We start from the raw sequence: 19,268 nt of genomic DNA, 5'->3' as shown, positions 1-19,268 counted from the left end.
TAACGATGAAACGAATCTGGATATATAGCTTGGTATTGCTGGCGCTGCTGCCAGCGGCGGGTTGCAACAAGTGGTTGGATGTGCTGCCGGAAAACCAACAGGTAACAGACCTTTACTGGCAGGATAAAGAAGAGGCGGAGGCCGTGCTTGGTGCAGCTTACGTGCGGTTCCGGGGCACGCTGCAGCACCAGTTGATCTGGGGCGAAGCCCGGGGAAACGGACTGGCCCTGTTGGGTTCCGTCCCCGCTTCTATCTTCCGGCTCAAGCAATTTGAGATACTGCCCAACAATGAATGGGCCCAATGGAGCGGCTTTTACGAGGTAATCAACTACGCCAACATGGTTATTAAATATGCTCCCGAGGTGGTTGCGCGCGATCCGTCGTTCAGCCAGCCCGTGATGCAGTCGCTGCTCTCTGAAGCGTATTTCCTGCGTGGGTTGTGCTACTTTATCTTGGTGCGCAATTTCCGGGAGGTGCCGCTGATTACCGAACCTTACATGAACGATCTGTACACCTTTGACGTGGCCAAATCGGCCGAAGCGGAGATTTACCAACAAATCATCACCGATCTGGAGACCGCCATTCCGGCCAGCAAGGAGGTATGGCCGCAGGTGTGGGAAAATAAGGGCCGGGCCACCAAATGGGCCATCTATGCCCTGCTGGCCGATGTGTATCTGTGGACGGAGCAATATGAACAGGCCATTGCCGCATGCGATAGGGTTCTGCAATCGGGCTGGGTGGGGCTTATCGACGGGGTGGTCAACAACCGGAACCATTGGTTTACCATGTTCAGCGAAGGCAACAGCAACGAAAGTATTTTTGAGCTGCAGTTCGATTTCGCCCGCCAGCAAACCAACGATATGACGCAGTGGTTCGGCACCGGACCGTATACGTGGATTATCTCGCCGCTGATGGTTGAGCAATTCAACCTGTCTGCAGAAGATATCCGTGGCAATGGCGCATCTTACAACGCCACCACATTCCGGTTGTGGAAATACCTGGGGGCTGAGGCCAACACCACCGTTCCACGACCCAACAATGATCAAAACTGGATACTCTACCGGATGGCCGATATCTACCTCATGAAGGCAGAAGCCCTGATTATGCTGGGCGAATCCCACTACGCGGAGGCACTGACCCTGGTCAACCGGATACGGCAACGTGCCGGAATTTCCGTGCCCCTGGGCGTGGGCTCCAGCGAATTGGAAATGCTGGATATCGTGCTGAATGAGCGGGCCCTGGAATTTCTGGGCGAAGGCAAGCGGTGGTATGATATCCTCCGCGTGGCCAAGCGCAACCAATATCAGTATAAGGAATACCTGATTAGCCAGGTTTTGCTGGGTGTGCAGGGAGGGTCAGCCCCGGTCATCCGCTCGAAGCTGCTGAACGAAAACAGCCACTACCTGCCCATCCATATCGATGAATTGCTGTCGAACAGGCTGTTGGAGCAAAACCCGTATTACGATAATGTTAATTAAAAAGGAGAAGGCCATGAATACGAAGATATTTCTTTTTGCAAAGCGCTGCGGTCTCTTGATGCTGCTGAGCCTCGCTTTCCAGACCTGTAAAGACGCTTTTGAAGACCAGACCTTCACCGCGTATGAAGAACTTCCCATCGGGATGTACCTGCGTGAACACAGCGACGAATACGGCCGCTGGGTGGAGCTGATGGAACACGCGGGCATGTACGCCACCCTTAACCTGCGGACCACCTATACGTTTTTCGTGCCTACCAATGCGGGGGTCGAACGGTATTTGCAGGCACACGGCTACGGTGCGGTAACCGATATCCCGCGGGAGGAAGCGGCTTACCTGGTCCGCTATCACCTGATTCACCTGGCTAAGGTAGACCTCGGGCAATTCCAAAGCGGTGCCATTAACGACCGCAACGCAACCGACGACAACCTGTTCGTCGAGTTCAGGGACGGCGGTCTTGACGCGGTATACCTGAATGGCGAATCGCGGTTCCTGCGGTTTGATATCCAGGCTACCAACGGTGTTATCCATGTCATTGAAGACGTGCTGGAGCCGCTCACCGCTACCATCGCTGATCGCCTGGAGACGGGTGATTTCGGTATTTTCCGTGAAGCGGTCATCGCCACGGGCTATGAAACCATGCTGCGGACGGTTTATACCGAAGAAATCGGCCCGGGCGGCTTCCCCATTGAAGTGCGGTACCATTATACGCTGTTTGCGGTGAGTGATGCCACCTTTGCCGCCGCGGGCATCCAGTCGCTCGCCCAACTGGCTGAACGCCTGGGCGCCGGCACCGGATCGTATAACAGTCCGGAAAATCCGCTGCACCAATACATCTCCTATCACCTGCTGACCCAATTGCGCTCTTATTCCGAGCTGGGGCAGTTCCCCGAGGGGGAAACCGTGAAAAACCTCAATACGCTGGCCGGCAGCCAGCTCATCAGCGTCACCGATCGGGGAGGCGAACTGTTGCTGAATTACGATCCCGAACGGGACAGCGAAATCCGCTTTTTGGAGTTTGACATTCCCTGCAAAAACGGCGTGGTGCATGAAGTGGACCACTGGATGCCGCTGTTTGCACCGCCCCCCGTGGTGGTGGTGTGGGAGGTAACCGATTATCCGGATTTGGCGGCAAACGTAACGCAATACCGGAATCCGAGCCTCGGCGCGCAATACGACCGCGTGTTCCAGCAGGGCGAACTGGAGAGTTTCCGTTGGGTTTCCCAGCCCGAAGACCGGGCGGGCGTGCTCACCTACCGGAACAACCGGGCGGCGGATGGTATCTGGTATTCCGAGGTGTTGAACCATGACCACCTGCGCATCGAACTGGGCGAGTCAGGCTGGATCGAGATGGAAACACCGGTCATCGTGCAGGGAACATACCGGTTGACGCTGGTATGGCCCAGTCCGCGGCAGGCCAACCCCACGGGGATTTGCGCATTTGCACTCGACGGGCAGATGCTGCGCGAACGCCATACCATCTCGAATACCAGCAGCGATCGTGTCCTGACGGAAACGCTGGGTACGGTGACGTTTGAGGAAACCACCTCCCATACGTTGCGCGTGATCTCGCTTGACGGACGGTTAATCACCTTGGATTATATTCGTTTTGAACCTATACAATAAACAACATGGTCATGAAAACATGGTATAAAATAATGTTCGTCGCATGCCTGGCAGTAGCTGCCAGCGCGTGCCGGCAAAAAGTCTGGGACGATCATTTCAACAGCACCGGCGATGGTGATGCAATCGTGTCGCCGTTGAATCTGCTGGACTACCTGAAATCGGTGCCGGAGTACAGCCGGTTCGTCGAGAAATTGGAAGAACTGGAAATTGCCGGCCAACTGACCCGCGACCAGAATTTATCGGTATGGGTGGTGCCCAATGCTGTCATGGACCAACTGGCCGGCATGGGGCTCGATGAGCGGTACGTGATGAACTATCACTTGAATCTGCTCACGTTCGACTATACGAAGCTGAAATCCGGGCTCCGGATACAGACCCTGAGCGGCAAATACATCCAAGTGGAGCGCGTTTCGGATGAGATCATGGTGGGCGACTCCCGCATCACTAAGGGTAACCAATTGTGCCGGAACGGGGTGGTACACGAGATAGACGCCCTCATGCGGCCCGATGAAAGCATTTATGATTACCTGGAGGCTTTGGGCACCGAATACTCCATCATCCGCGACTCGGTACTTGCGCTGAACGATACCATATTTGACGTCGCCAACAGTGTGCCCATCGGGGTAGATCCCACGGGCAATACCTTATATGACTCGGTATTCGTTATCACCAACCCCATTTTTAATGCGGCCAACATCCGGTCGGAATTTTCGCAGGTGACCATGTTCCTGCCCAGCAACGCCGTGATACAGCAGTGTTTCGAAGACCTGGGTACCCTGTACGACCAGTTTGGCAAGGATTTCCTTCGGGAAGACAGCCTGAAAGCCTATCAATGGATCCGCGAAGCCGTGTTCTATAACCGCGTCATCGAAGATTACGGAAGTGAGCGCGACCTCGTATCGGCATTCGGCCGTCTCTGGCGTACGGATGTACAACAGGTAAATGCCGATTTCCGGCGTATGAGCAATGGGCGGGTATATGAGGTTACACACCTGAAAATACCGAATAACGTGCACATCGCCATGATCAAGCAGTTATTCCATTACTATGAGTTTGTGCCCGAAGCAGACAGGCCGGCCTTGTTCACGCTCAATAACGTCACGGACATCGTGCCCACCAACCGTGATCACGTCACATTCCCGACGCTGGGTATCGAACTCACGTACCGCACCCTGGTGGTGCGGGGGGCGCTGATTCCCGGCCAACCGGCCAGCATTGATTTTACGCCCATAATGCTGGAGAACAATCCTGACGGATCGGTCGGCTACCGGGTGGTGGAGGTACCGCCGGGCGAGTATAACCTGTATATGGGATTCCGGTCGAGCACGCACCCCTTCGTGAACATCTATGTAGACGGGCGGCAAATAGCCAACCGGCTGAATGTAGAACCCTCTACCCCCTGGAACTACGACCGGAATACCAACACGGTATCCGGCACGCGGTACAACGGTTGGGGCGGGTTGGTCGGGCCCGTGACGATTGATGGCGACGGGGTGAGGAGTTTCCGGATTAAAGTTGAATTTGCTGGACTTAGTACGGGCTCCGCCGAAACCTTGGAGCCCTACCATTGGGCCTTGGTGCCAACCCAGAATAACTATTAATGAAGATATGATCGTGATAAATTCTTTGAAACTGTCGCTGTGGTGGATAATCCTGGGTATGGCCATTACGGCCCATGCGCAGCAAGACAGCGTGGTCGTAACCGGTCAGGTAACCAGCGGTTACGATGGCAAGCCTTTGGCCCGTGCCGTGGTATCCGTGCCCGGGTTTGAAATGATGGTAGAAACCGGCACAGACGGAAACTACCGGGTGGTCTTGCCATCCGAAGCGTCTGAAATCATGTTTTGGTCTCCGGGCTACTACCGGACCACGTTTCCCCTATTGGATCGGCGCGAGCTGAACGTAACGCTGGTGCCAGATAGCCGGCCGAATTACTACGACGAGGAGCTGGTAACCAACCCGCTGCACCGCGATGCAGCGGCCATTTACCAGCGTGATTTCCGCCGCGGCGCGCTTCATGTAGAAAGTGTGCTGCAGGGGCGTTTTTCCGGGCTTAACGTCATCAATAAGAGCGGGATGCCCGGAGAGGGGGGCGCGATGTACTTCCGGGGCGTCCGTTCGTTTGAGGGGGATAATTCACCCCTAATGGTCATCAACGGCGTTCCCTACCTGCCTGAATCGAGCAACTCCGCTGTTATTGGCGGCTATTCGCGCAACCCGTTGCTCCCGCTTAACCTGCGCGATATCCAGGAGGTGCGATTATTGAAGGGCGCCGAAACGGCGGTGTACGGTTCCATGGGGTCAAACGGCGTGCTGGTGATCGAGACCGCCAAACCGGCCGACCTGGAGACCGTTATTGAGTTCAACGGGCATTATGGCGTGGCCCAGAACCCCGCCACGCTCCCGGTGCTGGGGCCCGGCGATTTCAAAAGTTATATCGGCGACGTGGGGCTGACACAGTTCGACGACATGGGCGAAATGCTCAATTTCTTCCCGTTCCTGCGCGACGACCCTGACTATTATTTCAACTTTCTGTATAACTCGCAGACAGACTGGCAGGGCCTGATTTACCGGCCGGCGTTTGTGACCGACAATCACCTGCGCGTTCGGGGCGGCGATGCCGTGGCAAAGTATAACCTTTCGCTGGGGGCTACCAACCAGGGCGGTGCATTGGATAACAGCTCGTTGACGCGCTATTCTACCCGCATGAACGCTACGGTGACCCTCGGGCAGAAATTCGACTTTCTCGGAACGGTGGGATTCACTTACCAGAACGCCAACCTGCACGAGCAGGGTATGCTAACTGCAACCAACCCCATCCTCACGGCGTTGAGCCGGGCGCCTATCCTGAGCCCTTATACCAAAGACGAGCTCAATAATGAGCTGCCCAGCTACGATGTGGTGCGGCAGTTTAACGTAAGCAATCCGCTGGCGGTACTCAATACGGCACAGATGCGGCTCGGCGGCTATGACGTCTTCGTCAATGCCGGCATCAGCTACCGACCGGACACGTATTGGACAATTGGTACGACGCTCGGCATTTTCTCCAGCTTTATGCGCCATACCGCCTTCATACCGGGGGTAAGCAGCCGTACCGTGATGCCGCTGGAAAACGGTGTGGCCTTAAATACCTCGCGTGCGGGTGCGGCGCAGGTATCCAACCTGTTTTACCGGCTCAACGGGCAGTATGAGCGGCAAATCGGGGTGCACCGCGTGGAAGCGGGCGGCGGCTACCAGTTTATCATCGCCCATTCCGAGCTGGATGCCGGCAGCGGCCGGAACACGCCCTCTGACTTTTACCGGACCATCAGTAATGTCAGTGTAGACGGCCGGCAGTTCCAGGGATATATTGAACCGTGGAACTGGATGAGTGTGTATGGCTTTGGCCGCTACCACTGGAACAACCTGCTGACGCTTTCGGCCTACTTCTCGGCAGATGGTACTTCGTCTACGGGCAACGGTACCGATCGCTTTGGCCTGTTCCCGGGCGGTGAAGTGCGGTGGCGCGTGGCCAATATGGAAGGCTTGCACGCCGTAACCTGGCTGGACCAACTGGACCTGCGGGTGGGGTATGCCCTCACGGGCAACAGCCGGTATTCATCCAAGCTGAGCAGGCCTTCATACGGCAGCCAGTTGTACCGGCAGCTTTCGGGCATCGTGGTGGCCAATGTGCCGAACGATGCGCTGCGCTGGGAGGATAACCAGACGTTTGATGCGGCCATAGACATTGGGGCGCTCAACAAACGGGTGCGGGCTACCGTTGGTTATTACCAAACCCTTTCCAAAAATGTGATACAGACGATGGCCGCATCGCCGGTCACTGGCTTGGACTTCCGGTTTGTCAACGGGGCCGAGATCAGCAACCGCGGTGTGGAGGTGGATATTTCCGCAACGCTGATAGAACAGCGCGATGTTGGCCTGACGGTGGGGGGCACGTGGAGCACGTATCGCAGTGAAATCCAAAGCCTGGCCGGCGACGGCCAGCGTGTCTTCGAACTGAGCAACGGTGTGGCGCTGGTGTCGGCAGTGGGGCATGCACCGTATGCCTTTTACGGCCATGTCGCCAATGAGGTAATCCCGTCGGCCAGCGCGGCCCAGTCCCTGGGCCTGGTCGACTACAAGGGGCTTCCGTTTGAGGCGGGCGACATCCGGTTTACCGACCTGAACCATGACGGGGTTATTGACCGTGCTGACCGGACGATTATCGGCGATCCGAACCCTGATTTTTTCGGCGGTGCCTTTGTTGATGTCCGCTATAAGCAGCTGTCGCTGTCGGCCTATTTCAATTTCAGCTACGGTAACCAAATCTACAACGCCGTGCGCAGGCATTCGGAATCCATGAACCGGTATGATAATCAGTCAACCGCCGTGCTGCGGCGCTGGAAAGCAGACGGGCAGGTAACAGACATGCCCCGTGCTGAGTACGGCGACCCACGGGAAAACAGCCGCTTTTCTTCCCGCTGGATCGAAGACGGTTCTTTTCTCCGCCTGTCTAACTTAGCCCTGCGTTACCGGATACAACGGGCAGCCGTACGCGTGCTTGAGGGGGCCGAAATCTATGTGATGGGCGAAAACCTCGTCACCTGGACCAAATACCTCGGGCTCGATCCGGAAACTGCGTACGCGCACAACCCGATGTATTTGGGGCTGGACTTCGGTAATGTAGCACAACCCCGGACGTTCAGGGCGGGGATAAATTTGACATTCTAACATGTACGATATGATGATGAAACGACAGTTGACAATCCTTGGGTGCGGCCTGCTGCTGCTCTCAGCAAGCTGTTCCAGCTTCTTTGACGTGGATGCAGATGACATGCTGAAAGAGGAGGATTACATCGGCGAAAGCAACGAACTGTATTCAGGATATATGGGCATTGCCGCTAAAGTGCAGGATGTGGCCGACCATGCTATATTTTTGTCGGAGCTGCGAAGCGACCTGCTGGAGCCTACCGCCAATGCCCCCCAGGAGCTGTGGGATATCTACAACCACCAGTCGCTGGAAGGCAACTCCTTCGCCGATCCGCGGGGCTACTATGCCGTGATCCTCAATGCCAACAACTTTATCCATAAGGCTTTTGAATACCGTACCAAGTATCCACGGGCAGTAGACGAAAGCCATTTCGGCCCGTTGGTCAGCGGGGCAATCCGCTTTAAGGTATGGGCCTACCTCATGCTCGGCAAGCTGTATGGGCAGGCCGCCTATACCGATGCACCCAATGTAAAGCTGGACGAACTCCACACCATTCCCGTACTGGGCATGGATGAACTGGTTAACCGGCTGATCCAGCTGATGGAGGTGGGCACCAACCAAATCAACGGCCAGTTGGTGCTGAACTGGGGGAATGTGCTGTTCCCCGGGGTTAACGCTGCCGACCAGGATCTGGTGTGGAATATGATTTGCCCGTCGCCCGAGCCGCTCCTGATGGAATTGTACCTTTGGGCCGGTCAGTATAGCCGGGTGGTGGAAATCGGGATGCCGTTTATTTATGACAATGGGGGCAACCGTTACAAAATCGGGAACGATGACTACAATGCAGAGTGGATACAGGTGTTTACCCGCAACCCGGTGACCAAAACACGGGTACTCATCAATATCGTGCCGTTCGATTTTGAACGCAACCAGACCAACCGGCTAATCCGCTTCTTTTCCAATACTTACCCCTCGGTGTATTACCTCCGTCCTACGGAAGTGGCCATGAACCGCTTCAGGCGGCAGGTACGGCAAGACGGGCATACCATCGGTGATTTTTACCGCGGTGAAAATTACACGTTTGTGCAGCAGAATGGCGACTGGCTAATCCGTAAATTCTCACGCGATCGGGAAATAGCATCCGAAATCCATAAGAACAACGTGCACATTGTCTTATACCGCGATGCCGATGTGCACTTTTTCATCCTGGAAGCACTCAATCAACTGGAGCTGTTTGATGAGGCCGAGGCCTTGCTGAACGGGGGAATAAACCTCTACCTGTCTACACATGCGGGCAATCTTCAGTATCCGTTTAACAATGAAGTATGGAATGCGCAGTTGAACCGGAACTGGGGCATCCGCCGGCGGGTAGACTTAGGCCCCGTTTATCCGGCAGGCCTATCGAAAAACGACCTCAATACGCCGGAGAAAGTGGAGGCTTATAAACGAGCGCTGGACGAGCTTATTGTGGAAGAAACCCTTATGGAGAGTGCCGGAGAAGCGCGGTCGCTCTTTACGATGATCCGGATGGCCAAGCGCTGGAACGACCCCGCGATATTAGCGGACCGGGTGAGTGCGAAATATGAGGCAGGTATGCGGGAAACGGTACGTACGCGGATGATGAATCCCCAGAACTGGTTTGTGCACTACCCCCTTTAGGGTAGTGCAGCTACCACTCATAAGCTGTTAACCAATTATGTAATCAAAAGACAATGAAGAAATTACTGAACTATTTTTGTGGTATTACAGCCGCCCTCGTGGCGTTGCTTTTGTGGTGTTCGCCAAGCCCGGTTCAGGGGCAGACCCTGGCGTTCCCCGGTGCCGAAGGTTTCGGGCGGTATGCAACCGGCGCACGCGGGCATGCCAACCCCCAAGTATATGTCGTAACCAACCTGAACGACAGCGGCCCCGGCTCGCTGCGTGATGCGGTAAGCCAGCCCGGCAGGTTCGTGGTGTTTGCCGTAGGGGGCGTCATAACGCTCCAGTCGCGCCTTGTCATCCCGCCTAACACAACCATTGCCGGTCAGACCGCACCCGGAGACGGGATTGTGGTATATGGCCGAGGCATATCGTATAGCGGGGCAAACAACGTCATCACGCGTTTCATGCGGTTCCGTTGCGGCGTGAACAGCGGCGCCGGCCGTAATGAAGACGCCCTGGGAATTGCCAACGGGCACGACATGATTTTTGACCATCTGTCGGTCTCCTGGGGAATCGATGAAGTATTCTCCATCAACTGGGATAACCGGGGCACCGACCCCGACAACATTACCATCCAGAACTCCATCATCGGCCAGGGGGTGCACCGCCATAACCATTCTGCCGGTGGCCTCATGGAACCGGGCGGTAAAGTAAGTATCCTCAGGAGCCTGTACCATAGCAACAAAACCCGCAATCCCAAAGTGAAGGGCATCAACGAGTTTGTAAACAACGTGGTGTATAACTTCGGCAATGCAGGCAATACCTACGGGCATTCCGTCTCCGGCGATGGGTACATCATGGGCGGGTCGGCAAGCACTTCCCATGTGAATATCGTTAATAATTATTTTATCGCCGGCCCCCATACGCCGTCAAGAAACACACCTTTTTCCCGGGGTACGCCAACCTTCAACCTGTACGCATCGGGCAACTATTGGGATGATAATAAAGATGGCGCATTGAACGGGTCGTTGATTCCGGAAGACGCCAGCGGCTATCCGGGTGTGGAACCCGGCAACTTCCAGGCACAACCCTACGAATATCCCTATACGCCGAATGCCCTGACGGCCCAACAGGCCTATGATTGGGTGCTGGCCAACGTGGGAGCCAATTTCCCCCGCAGGGATCAGGTGGACGAACTGATCATTGCCGAATTGGCGTCGGTAGGCACCGAGGCGGTATACGTGTACCGCGAAGACGACCTGCCGCTGGCCAATGGCGGGCTGGGTGTGGTGGACGGTGCCCCGGCACCACTGGATACCGATGGCGACGGCATTCCGGACGAGTGGGAAGATGCCAACGGGTTGGACAAGCATGATCCGGCGGACGCCCTTGCGGAAAGCAACATCGATCCGAATTACCTGAACATAGAGGTTTACATCAACAGCCTGGTAGACGGCGAGGCTCCCGATTTTATCCGGCCGCCATCCCAAATTACGCTGGCGGCCGAGTCGGAAGAAGATCCGGAAGGCAGCACCATCACGCTGACGTGGAGCGATAACGGCAATGAAGAAGGTACGGTGGTTATAGAACGCTCAGCCGATGGAGCCGTGTATGCCCAGGTAGCTGCGGTAGCCATAGGTACCGAAACGTATGTAGATAACGAAGGCACGCTGCCCAATACCACTTACTATTACCGGTTAAAAATCGTAACAGGAGATGATGAGTCGTCATCGTATGTATTCCGTTCGATAACCACGCCACCCATTCCAACGGCACCGGAAACGCCGTCGCAGCCCATGCCGGGCGATAGTTACGGCTACGTAGCTATCGATGCCTCCGGGCAGGCCAGTGTGCGGTGGTCCGGCAGTGAAAATACAGCTACCTACCTGGTATTTCTGGGCACATCGGCAGAAAGCCTCGCCCAGGTTGCGGAAGTACCTGCCGCATCCGGGCCGACCGCGGTATTTGAAGGCCTGGAGCACGGCCAAACGTACTTCTGGCGGGTGGATGCGGTTAACGACCGCGGAACAGCCACCGGCGTGGTTTGGTCTTTCCGCGTGACCCCGGAGTTCGAACGTGGCCTGGTAGGCCACTGGGCGTTTGACGAAGAAGAAGGCCCCGAACTCCTCGACGCTTCGCCCTATGAGACACACGGCCTGCTGGGTACCGACGATGTCGGCCAGGTACGTATTTCAGGAATAAAAGGCGGTGCGGTGGATCTGTCCACCGTAGACCGCAATATGTATCCCATCAGCATCCCGCATGCCGATCACCTGTACTTAAGCCACGGGTCATTCTCCATTTCGTTCTGGATGAAAGGGAGTACGGCAGACCTGCCCCCCGACAATAACAGCAGCGCTTACCTGCTCTGCAAAGGTTCCATTACGCGGAACGAGCATACCGGAGCTACGGGGAAACGCTTCAATATTGAGTTAAAAAACAATCAGTTCCGATTTGCCATCGACGACGATAATGACGCTGGCGGCGGAGGTAAGGATGAAGTGGGGATAGACGGCCGCCCGTTTTTCGTGGACGATTGGGTCCACGTGGTTGTTATCCGGGATGCCGAAGCACGGCAGCTCCGCGTTTACCGGAACGGGGAAGTGGTGGGGCAAACCGCTATACAGCGTGCGCTTTCGGGAATCGGGGAGGCCAGCGACCTGGTTATCGGCAACATCGGTGTGCTGGAATTTCTGAGTTCCCAAAATGCGTCGGCCCCCTATACGGGCCAGCTGGATGAACTCCGGTTGTTTAACCACGTGCTGAGCGAACAGGAGATTATGGAAGAATTTGCCCGTGCGGCCGGAGTACAGAAAGCCCATACGCCGGTGCCTGCCCACGGCCAGCGCAGTTCGGAAGCCAACCGCGCCGAGGTCACCTGGGCAGGCGGGGCATTGGCTGAAACGTTCCTGGTTTACTTTGGAACTTCAGCAGATGCGCTGGAGCAGGTCGCCGAACTGCCGGCCACCACCACGTCATATGTTTTCGAAGGCTTGCAGGCCGAGTCGGCCTATTTCTGGCGGGTGGATGCCAAGGCAGGCGAAGATGTTGCTGAAGGCGATACCTGGTCGTTTCAAACCGCGGCGCCGCCCCCCGAAAGCCGTGAACTGGTAGCCCATTACAAGCTGGACGAAACCAGTGGCACTGTAGTGCATGATGCCAGCAAATACGGCAACCACGGCATGTTGCGCGATTTCGGGGAAGACCCCTGGATTGCCGACGGTAAGTTCGGTGGGGGTATCCACTATACCACCACGGCATCTACGGGTGCCATCGTGGTGCCCGCAGCAGCGCAGAACGCGTTTGACGAGCATTCTTTTACGATATCGCTGTGGATGCGGGCCGATGAAAACACCTATGGCCCCACGTCGGCGACCAACAGTTACCTTATCCATAAGGGGGCGTTCGCCTCGGCCGAAGGTGGCAAATGGTACGGCATCCAGCTGCACCACAACGGCAATATCAATTTTTCCATCGATGACGATGTGGTGAAGACCGATGCATCGACCAATGCGAACAATGCCGGACTGTTCAGCGGGGAGTGGAAGCATGTGGTAGCCGTGCGCGACCGCAATGCCCGCAAGACAAGGCTGTACATCGACGGCGAACTCCTTTCGGAAGTTGACGACGGTACCGAAGGCGGCATCGCCATGCCGGAGATGGACCTCACCATCGGCAACTCCCGGGAGAACCGCCCGTACCGCGACGACCTGGACGATGTCCGCCTATACAACTATGCCCTGTCTGATGAAGAAATCGGCGCCCTTTTCCAGGGGATGGCGGACCGGGAGCTGGTGGCACACTATCGCCTGGACGAAACCTCCGGGAACGTGGTGACAGACTCCAGCCCCTACGGCAACCACGGTGTGTTGCGCGACTTCGGCGACGACCCCTGGATCAGCGACGGTAAACGGGGCGGTGCCATCCATTATACCACCACGGCACCCACCGGCGCCATCGTGGTGCCCGCAGCGGCACAGAACGCATTTGACCAAAACTCGTTTACGATATCATTGTGGATGCGCGGTAATGAGAACACGTATACCCCTTCGGCCAACAACGCCTACCTCATCCATAAGGGAGCGTTCGCCTCGGCCGAAGGCGGCAAATGGTACGGCATCCAGCTGCATCACAACGGCAACATCGTGTTCTCCATAGACGATGACATCGTGAAGACCGACGCGGCGACCAATGCAAATGATGCCGGGCTGTTCAGCGGGGAATGGAAGCATGTGGTGGCCGTGCGCGACCGCGACGCGGGCAAGACGCGCCTGTATATCGACGGTGAACTGAAAGCGGAATCCAACGACGGGACGGTAGAAGGCATCGCCATGCCGGAGATGGATCTCACTATCGGCAACTCCCGCGAGAACCGCCCATACCGGGACGACCTGGACGATGTGCGTTTATACAATTACGCGCTTTCTCCTGAGGAGATTGCCGAACTATTTACCCCGCCGCGGGAAGAACTTCAGCCGGTGGCGCACTACAAGCTGGACGAAACCTCCGGTACGGTGGTTACCGACTCCAGCCCCTACGGCAACCACGGCATGCTGCGGGATTTCGGCGGCAGTCCGTGGATCAGCGACGGTAAACACGGTGGCGCTATCCATTATACTACCACCGCACCTACCGGCGCCATCGTGGTGCCCGCAGCGGCACAGAACGCATTTGACCAAAACTCGTTCACGATATCATTGTGGATGCGCGGTGATGAAAACACGTATACCCCTTCGGCCAACAACGCCTACCTTATCCATAAGGGAGCGTTCGCCTCGGCCGAAGGCGGCAAATGGTACGGCATCCAGTTGCATCACAACGGCAACATCGTGTTCTCCATAGACGATGACATCGTGAAGACCGATGCGGCGACCAATGCAAACAATGCGGGGCTGTTCAACGGGGAATGGAAGCATGTGGTGGCCGTGCGTGACCGCGACGCGGGCAAGACGCGCCTGTATATCGACGGTGAACTGAAAGCGGAATCCAACGACGGGACGGTAGAAGGTATCGCCATGCCGGAGATGGATCTCACCATCGGCAACTCCCGCGAGAACCGCCCATACCGGGACGACCTGGACGATGTGCGGCTATACAACGTCGCGCTGTCGCCTGCGCAGATAAAAAACCTGTTCGAATCAAAGCCAGTGATGAATCCGGTGCAAAATGTCAGTCCGGAAAACGGAGCGACAGACATCCCCGTCTCCGGCACCACGTTCGTCTGGGAGGGCGAGGCTGAATCCTACACGCTTCGGTTAGGCACGTCTCCGGTCGACCTGGCCCCTGTGGCCGAAGGCATCACCGAGCAACTGTACGCCCATACCAGCCTGCTCGCCCATGGAACAACCTATTACTGGCGGGTGGATGCGCTGGCGGAAGGAGGGGTGGAATACGGCGAAACCTGGTCGTTCCAAACGGAAGCCCTGGCGTTACCCGTTATCAATGCCGACGAGGTGCTGGGCGTGAACCAATACAGTACTGAAGGTACGTTGATAGCTCAACTGACCGCCAGTAATCCCGAAGGGGAAGTACTGACCGGCTGGCGGATTACGCAAAACACCGACGTGAACGGAAACGGGATAGCAGCATTTGCATTAAACGCAGAAACCGGCGAACTGACCATTAACGACGCCGGCGATTTCGATTACGAAGAAGGCCGGGTACTGGAAGTGAAAGTGCGGGTGAGCAACAGCCTGGGCGAAAGTGACGAGGCGACCATCCAGGTTGTCGTAAACTTTGTAAATACCCCGCCCTCGTTTGATGAAATAGCAGACGTGGCCTATTGTTTTACGCCCGAAGAACGCACCATCACCATCAGTGGCATCAACGCCGGTCTGGAAGAAGGGCAGTCGGTAGAGCTGTCGCTAAGCGCCAACCCCTCGCGGCTGTTCCACACCCTGTCTATCACCCAGCCGGAAAACGGTGTGGCCCACCTGACCTATACGCCAAAAGCCGGGATTGACGACCAGGTAACCGTAACGGTTACAGCCAAAGACGACGGAGGCACCGCCCACGGCGGGCAGGATACTTACAGCCAGACGTTCACGCTTGCCATCGCCGCACAGCCGGATATCAGTTTGCTGGCCGACAAGCAGCGGCTACAGCGGGGCGAAAGCGTACGCCTGGAGGTGCGGAACAACGCAAGAAGCGCCGTAGCGCTGACATGGACATACAATGACCAGACCATCGAAACGAATGTGCTTACCGCCCGGCTTACGGAGACAACCACCTTCACCGTTAAAGCGGTCAATGAATTCGGCTGTGAAGGCGAAGCGTCTATCACCATAGAAGTATTTGAACCCGAGGCCCTGGAGGTGAGCAACGTGGTGACACCCAATGGCGATGGCATCAACGATACGTGGGTAGTCCGCAACATCGAACATTACCCCGGCAACGAGGTGAAAATATTCGACATTTCCGGTCGGATTATCCACCAGGCCAAAGACTACCAGAACGATTGGAACGGTACCTATCAGGGCAGGCCGCTGGCCGAAGGCACCTACTATTTCATCATCACGTTCGGCGGCGGCCGTGAGCCACAGAAGGGGTACATCAACATTATCAGGGACAACCGATAAAAGGCAACATCATGAACACCAACATAAAAAGCAGCAGTCGCTATATATTGGCCCTCCTCACCACGGTGGTGGCGGTGGGCATCGCTGAGGTGAGCGCCCAGCTATCGCCCATGGGTACGGGCTATTTCCAGAACCCCTACCTGTTCAACCCAGCCCGGGCCGGCATGGAAGGCGGCACCACGCTCAACCTGGGGATACGCGCCACGGCAAATACGATGCCGGGCGCGCCCCGCAACCAAGCCTTTACCGCCGAGCACGGTTTCGGCCGTTCCGGCATCGGGCTGGTGCTGGACAACACTTCGGTAGGGTCTGTGCGGCATACCGGCGGTTCGCTGGGCTATGCCTACCACCTGCCGCTGGCCGCTGACCACCAGCTGCATTTCGGATTGTCGGCCACGCTGTCGCGGAGCCGGTTGGATATGACCAAGGTGAATGCCACGGGGTACGACCCCGTGCTGGCCGCCTACAACGAACGGGGGGCCAGGCTGGATGCCAACTTCGGGCTTGCTTACACCTTTAGCGAACTCTGTGTGGAGTTTGCCATGGGCGATCTGATCCGGAATATCGAGAAAGACGAACGGCAGTTGGTAAACAATCCCCTGTTCTTTTCGGCGGTGAGTTACACGCTGCCCGTAGGCGACGGCAGCGGGTCCATGGCACTTACCCCTAAGGTCTGTTACCGGGGTGCACGGGGTACAGGCAACATCCTCGATGTGGGGCTGGACTTCCGGTTTGCCGAACGCTTCCGCGTACTGGGGTTGTATCACACCTCAGAAAACGCGTCGTTCGGCTTCGGCGCCCGTCTGGGCAACCTGCAGTTGCTGGGCATGTACAGCCTGGAAACTTCCTCGCTGAGCCGCTATGCGGGAAATGCGTTTGAGGTGGGGCTGGGCTGGCGTATCGGGAACTGATATCATCTAAGTGCGACCAGATTTCACCAGGCAGTGCTGGGCCGCTGAAGAAGGACGAGCGACGACAAAACCGCCAATTCCGACAAAACCGCCAATTCCGACAAGCGTTCTTGACAATCGCCGGAACTTTGTATTGCCAAGGGAAAGGTACCGTCCGCGGCACGGAGTAACTGTTTTTTGTTTAACGTTTTAAAAAGGAGTAACATGGCAATTAAATTCAACGTTGTGGAAATCGGCAAGCCGGGGGAACCTGCAGCACCGAAGAAATTCTATGCACGCCCGGTGCACGCCGGGATAATTTCTTTGGAAAGCATGGCAGAGGATATTTCGCACGCATCGTCGCTCACCGAGTCGGACGTTTATGCGGTATTGCAGAGCCTCGTACGGGAGATTCCGCGTAATATTTCACGCGGCTATATTGTGCGGCTCGGCAACCTCGGTGCATTCCGGCTGAGCAGCAACAGTGTGGGGAGCGACACCCCGGAGGAAGTGACTGCGGGTAACATTTTCCGCAAGCGCCTGCTGTTTCATCCAGGTAAGCACGTCAGAACTGTTATGGATAATTTAACTTTTGAGAAAATGAGGTAAAGCAATACTAACCTCAACCTGGGTCTCCGGCCGTCCCGATGTATTTCGGGGCGGCTTTTTTATTGAAAATGGCCAAAAATGACGCTTGGTCATTTTGAAAACGGACTTCGGAGCGATGTTGAAGTGACCGCGGTGACTCCATTAACGCTCTTCGGAGCGTCCGGAAAGCGACTTCGGAGCGTTTTGAACGCAATTTTAGTTGATCATTTATGTCTTATAAGGATAATAAATTTCCAGCTGAAGAAAGGTGTTAACTTTGCAATACGCTACAATGGTGTGTGATAGAATTGTTCTGATGTCTGTGAATTCCATACGCCTCATTACGTGTAGCTGATGTTACCGCCATATTCATTCCGGTTTCCTGCGCTACATTTTTCAGATAAGTTAGCGATTACCTTTTTCACATTTCTCTCAATGCTTGCTTCCGTTTTCAGGTAAGACATATACTTGAGAATTTCAAGGCGTTTGGATGGGACGAGTTGGTCAAAAGCTCGTTTCGCCACAGGGTTTTCTTCCAATGCCTTCATGAGCTTTGAATGCACGGGAACTTCCCTTTTTACAGGGTCGAAGCGGATACTGACTTCTATGATTTCCCCGATTCTCTTGGGAGAATTTTCCAGCATGACTAGGTTGATGTACAGCCTCCAATGCCCCTTGTATTTCATCAGGGTTTGGGTATAAGGCCGTCCGTTTACTGTTCCGCAAACAGGGATGGGACTTTTGTCACGATCTGCCTGTCGGAAGATGTCCCGTAAAATTTCTTCGGGGACAAAGACAAATGGATTGATGCCAATGATTTCCAAACGTGCCTCAAATGTGTGTGACCTGTAGTCCATTTCCCAGAATTTTCTATTTGCTTGGTCAAAACTTCCACCCGATATGTACGGTAGGGAAGGACTGAAAGGGACCTGTTTTATATACCTCACCATTGATGGTCCTGTCTTTGGCATTGAGGATATAGCCCAGCCCGAGCCAAGGGGTAACATACAAGTTCGCCAGGCCGGTATTCCAGCGATAGCCACCACGAATTCCTAAGGAATATTCCATAACATCTTTTTTCCCTGCAGAAGCCGTATGGGTAATGGTTGTTTTGGTTACATTTCCTTCTACACCCACAAAAAAGCCATCCGGTGCTTTTCGAAAAAAACGATCGGCTTTCCAGCCTGCGCCAATGGCCCTTGCCTCAAATCCTTCGTTGCCGTGTGCCCATTTGGGGACATCTAGACCAAATACCCCCAAGTCAAAACGCCAGGCACCTGTGAGATATCCTCCGTGAAGAGAAAAGCCATTCAAGGCGAAAGCGATGGGATCTACTTCTATGTCAAACCCGTGATTTTTTTCAGGCTGGGCGAATACCTCGGTAGGAAATAAGCTCAATGCAAAGAATAGTGTCCGGCTAGGTAATTTTAGCTGTACTCTTATTTTACCGTTTATATTGACGCTTCTTTTCACTTTTCTTCGATGATTTGGCCCTGCTGTTGAAATCAAGGCATAAGTTGATCCAAAATTCAAAGTCAGTTTGATTCCTAAAGCTCTCCGGCTCCACATAGCAATATCCCTTATACGCTTTCCCTTTCATAATCATAGGCAAGAAGCCGGCTCTGGCTGACAGCTCTTCGGTCATTTCGGGATCGAAGCGGCACATCAAATTGTTATTGGTGACTACTAGTGATGCGTTAAGTTTTTAAAATTCATTGTAAAGCATTGTATATAAATATATTATAGTCGTTCTTTGATTTTTTGATTTGAATTGACCTG

Annotated in this window: 11 protein-coding genes; 8 read left to right on the top strand and 3 right to left on the bottom strand. The window is 55.3% G+C overall.

Annotation, left to right across the window (positions count from 1 at the left end; all coding sequences use genetic code 11):
• Nucleotides 1-5: 5 nt before the first annotated feature.
• The 8 genes from BM030_RS13970 to BM030_RS13930 all read left to right on the top strand — a co-directional run bounded on the left by BM030_RS13970 (nucleotide 6) and on the right by BM030_RS13930 (nucleotide 17,510).
• Nucleotides 6-1,478, top strand: coding sequence for a RagB/SusD family nutrient uptake outer membrane protein (locus BM030_RS13970; RefSeq protein ID WP_090974304.1), 1,473 nt, complete (start codon nucleotides 6-8; stop codon nucleotides 1,476-1,478).
• 13 nt (nucleotides 1,479-1,491) lie between these two features.
• The gene (locus BM030_RS13965) at nucleotides 1,492-3,102 is read left to right on the top strand and encodes a fasciclin domain-containing protein (protein ID WP_090974303.1); all 1,611 of its coding nucleotides are present in this window, start codon (nucleotides 1,492-1,494) and stop codon (nucleotides 3,100-3,102) included.
• Between the two features lie 11 nt (nucleotides 3,103-3,113).
• Nucleotides 3,114-4,703 (top strand): fasciclin domain-containing protein, encoded by a 1,590-nt coding sequence (locus tag BM030_RS13960; protein WP_244518957.1) that lies wholly within the window; start codon nucleotides 3,114-3,116, stop codon nucleotides 4,701-4,703.
• Nucleotides 4,704-4,710: 7 nt separating this feature from the next.
• Nucleotides 4,711-7,812, top strand: a complete 3,102-nt coding sequence (locus BM030_RS13955; RefSeq protein WP_090974227.1) for a SusC/RagA family TonB-linked outer membrane protein — start codon at nucleotides 4,711-4,713, stop codon at nucleotides 7,810-7,812.
• Between the two features lie 10 nt (nucleotides 7,813-7,822).
• Entirely contained in the window at nucleotides 7,823-9,451 is a 1,629-nt protein-coding gene (locus BM030_RS13950) for a RagB/SusD family protein (RefSeq protein ID WP_244518955.1), read from the top strand.
• 53 nt (nucleotides 9,452-9,504) lie between these two features.
• Nucleotides 9,505-16,011, top strand: coding sequence for a LamG-like jellyroll fold domain-containing protein (locus BM030_RS13945; RefSeq protein WP_090974226.1), 6,507 nt, complete (start codon nucleotides 9,505-9,507; stop codon nucleotides 16,009-16,011).
• 11 nt (nucleotides 16,012-16,022) lie between these two features.
• A complete protein-coding gene (locus tag BM030_RS13940) occupies nucleotides 16,023-16,922 on the top strand; it encodes a PorP/SprF family type IX secretion system membrane protein (protein WP_090974225.1) in 900 nt (299 codons plus the stop codon).
• A gap of 204 nt (nucleotides 16,923-17,126) precedes the next feature.
• Nucleotides 17,127-17,510: an HU family DNA-binding protein gene (locus tag BM030_RS13930; protein ID WP_090974223.1), complete on the top strand. Its 384-nt coding sequence runs from the start codon at nucleotides 17,127-17,129 to the stop codon at nucleotides 17,508-17,510.
• Nucleotides 17,511-17,830: 320 nt separating this feature from the next.
• Here BM030_RS13930 and BM030_RS13920 read toward each other — a convergent pair whose 3' ends face one another.
• Genes BM030_RS13920 through BM030_RS20480 form a run of 3 tightly spaced genes read right to left on the bottom strand, consistent with a single transcriptional unit; the run spans nucleotide 17,831 to nucleotide 19,134 of the window.
• A complete protein-coding gene (locus tag BM030_RS13920; RefSeq protein WP_090974221.1) occupies nucleotides 17,831-18,346 on the bottom strand; it encodes a YdeI/OmpD-associated family protein in 516 nt (171 codons plus the stop codon).
• 25 nt (nucleotides 18,347-18,371) lie between these two features.
• Nucleotides 18,372-18,962, bottom strand: coding sequence for a hypothetical protein (locus tag BM030_RS19870; RefSeq protein ID WP_397235870.1), 591 nt, complete (start codon nucleotides 18,960-18,962; stop codon nucleotides 18,372-18,374).
• The gene (locus BM030_RS20480) at nucleotides 18,934-19,134 is read right to left on the bottom strand and encodes a hypothetical protein (protein ID WP_397235909.1); all 201 of its coding nucleotides are present in this window, start codon (nucleotides 19,132-19,134) and stop codon (nucleotides 18,934-18,936) included. Before BM030_RS20480 ends, BM030_RS19870 begins: the two co-directional genes overlap by 29 nt.
• Nucleotides 19,135-19,268: the final 134 nt, after the last annotated feature.

The organism is Parapedobacter composti (assembly GCF_900112315.1).
In the GTDB taxonomy this organism is placed as follows: domain Bacteria; phylum Bacteroidota; class Bacteroidia; order Sphingobacteriales; family Sphingobacteriaceae; genus Parapedobacter; species Parapedobacter composti.
The sequence above is the reverse complement of the archived record's forward strand: the minus strand, read 5'-3'. Positions and strand labels throughout refer to the sequence as shown.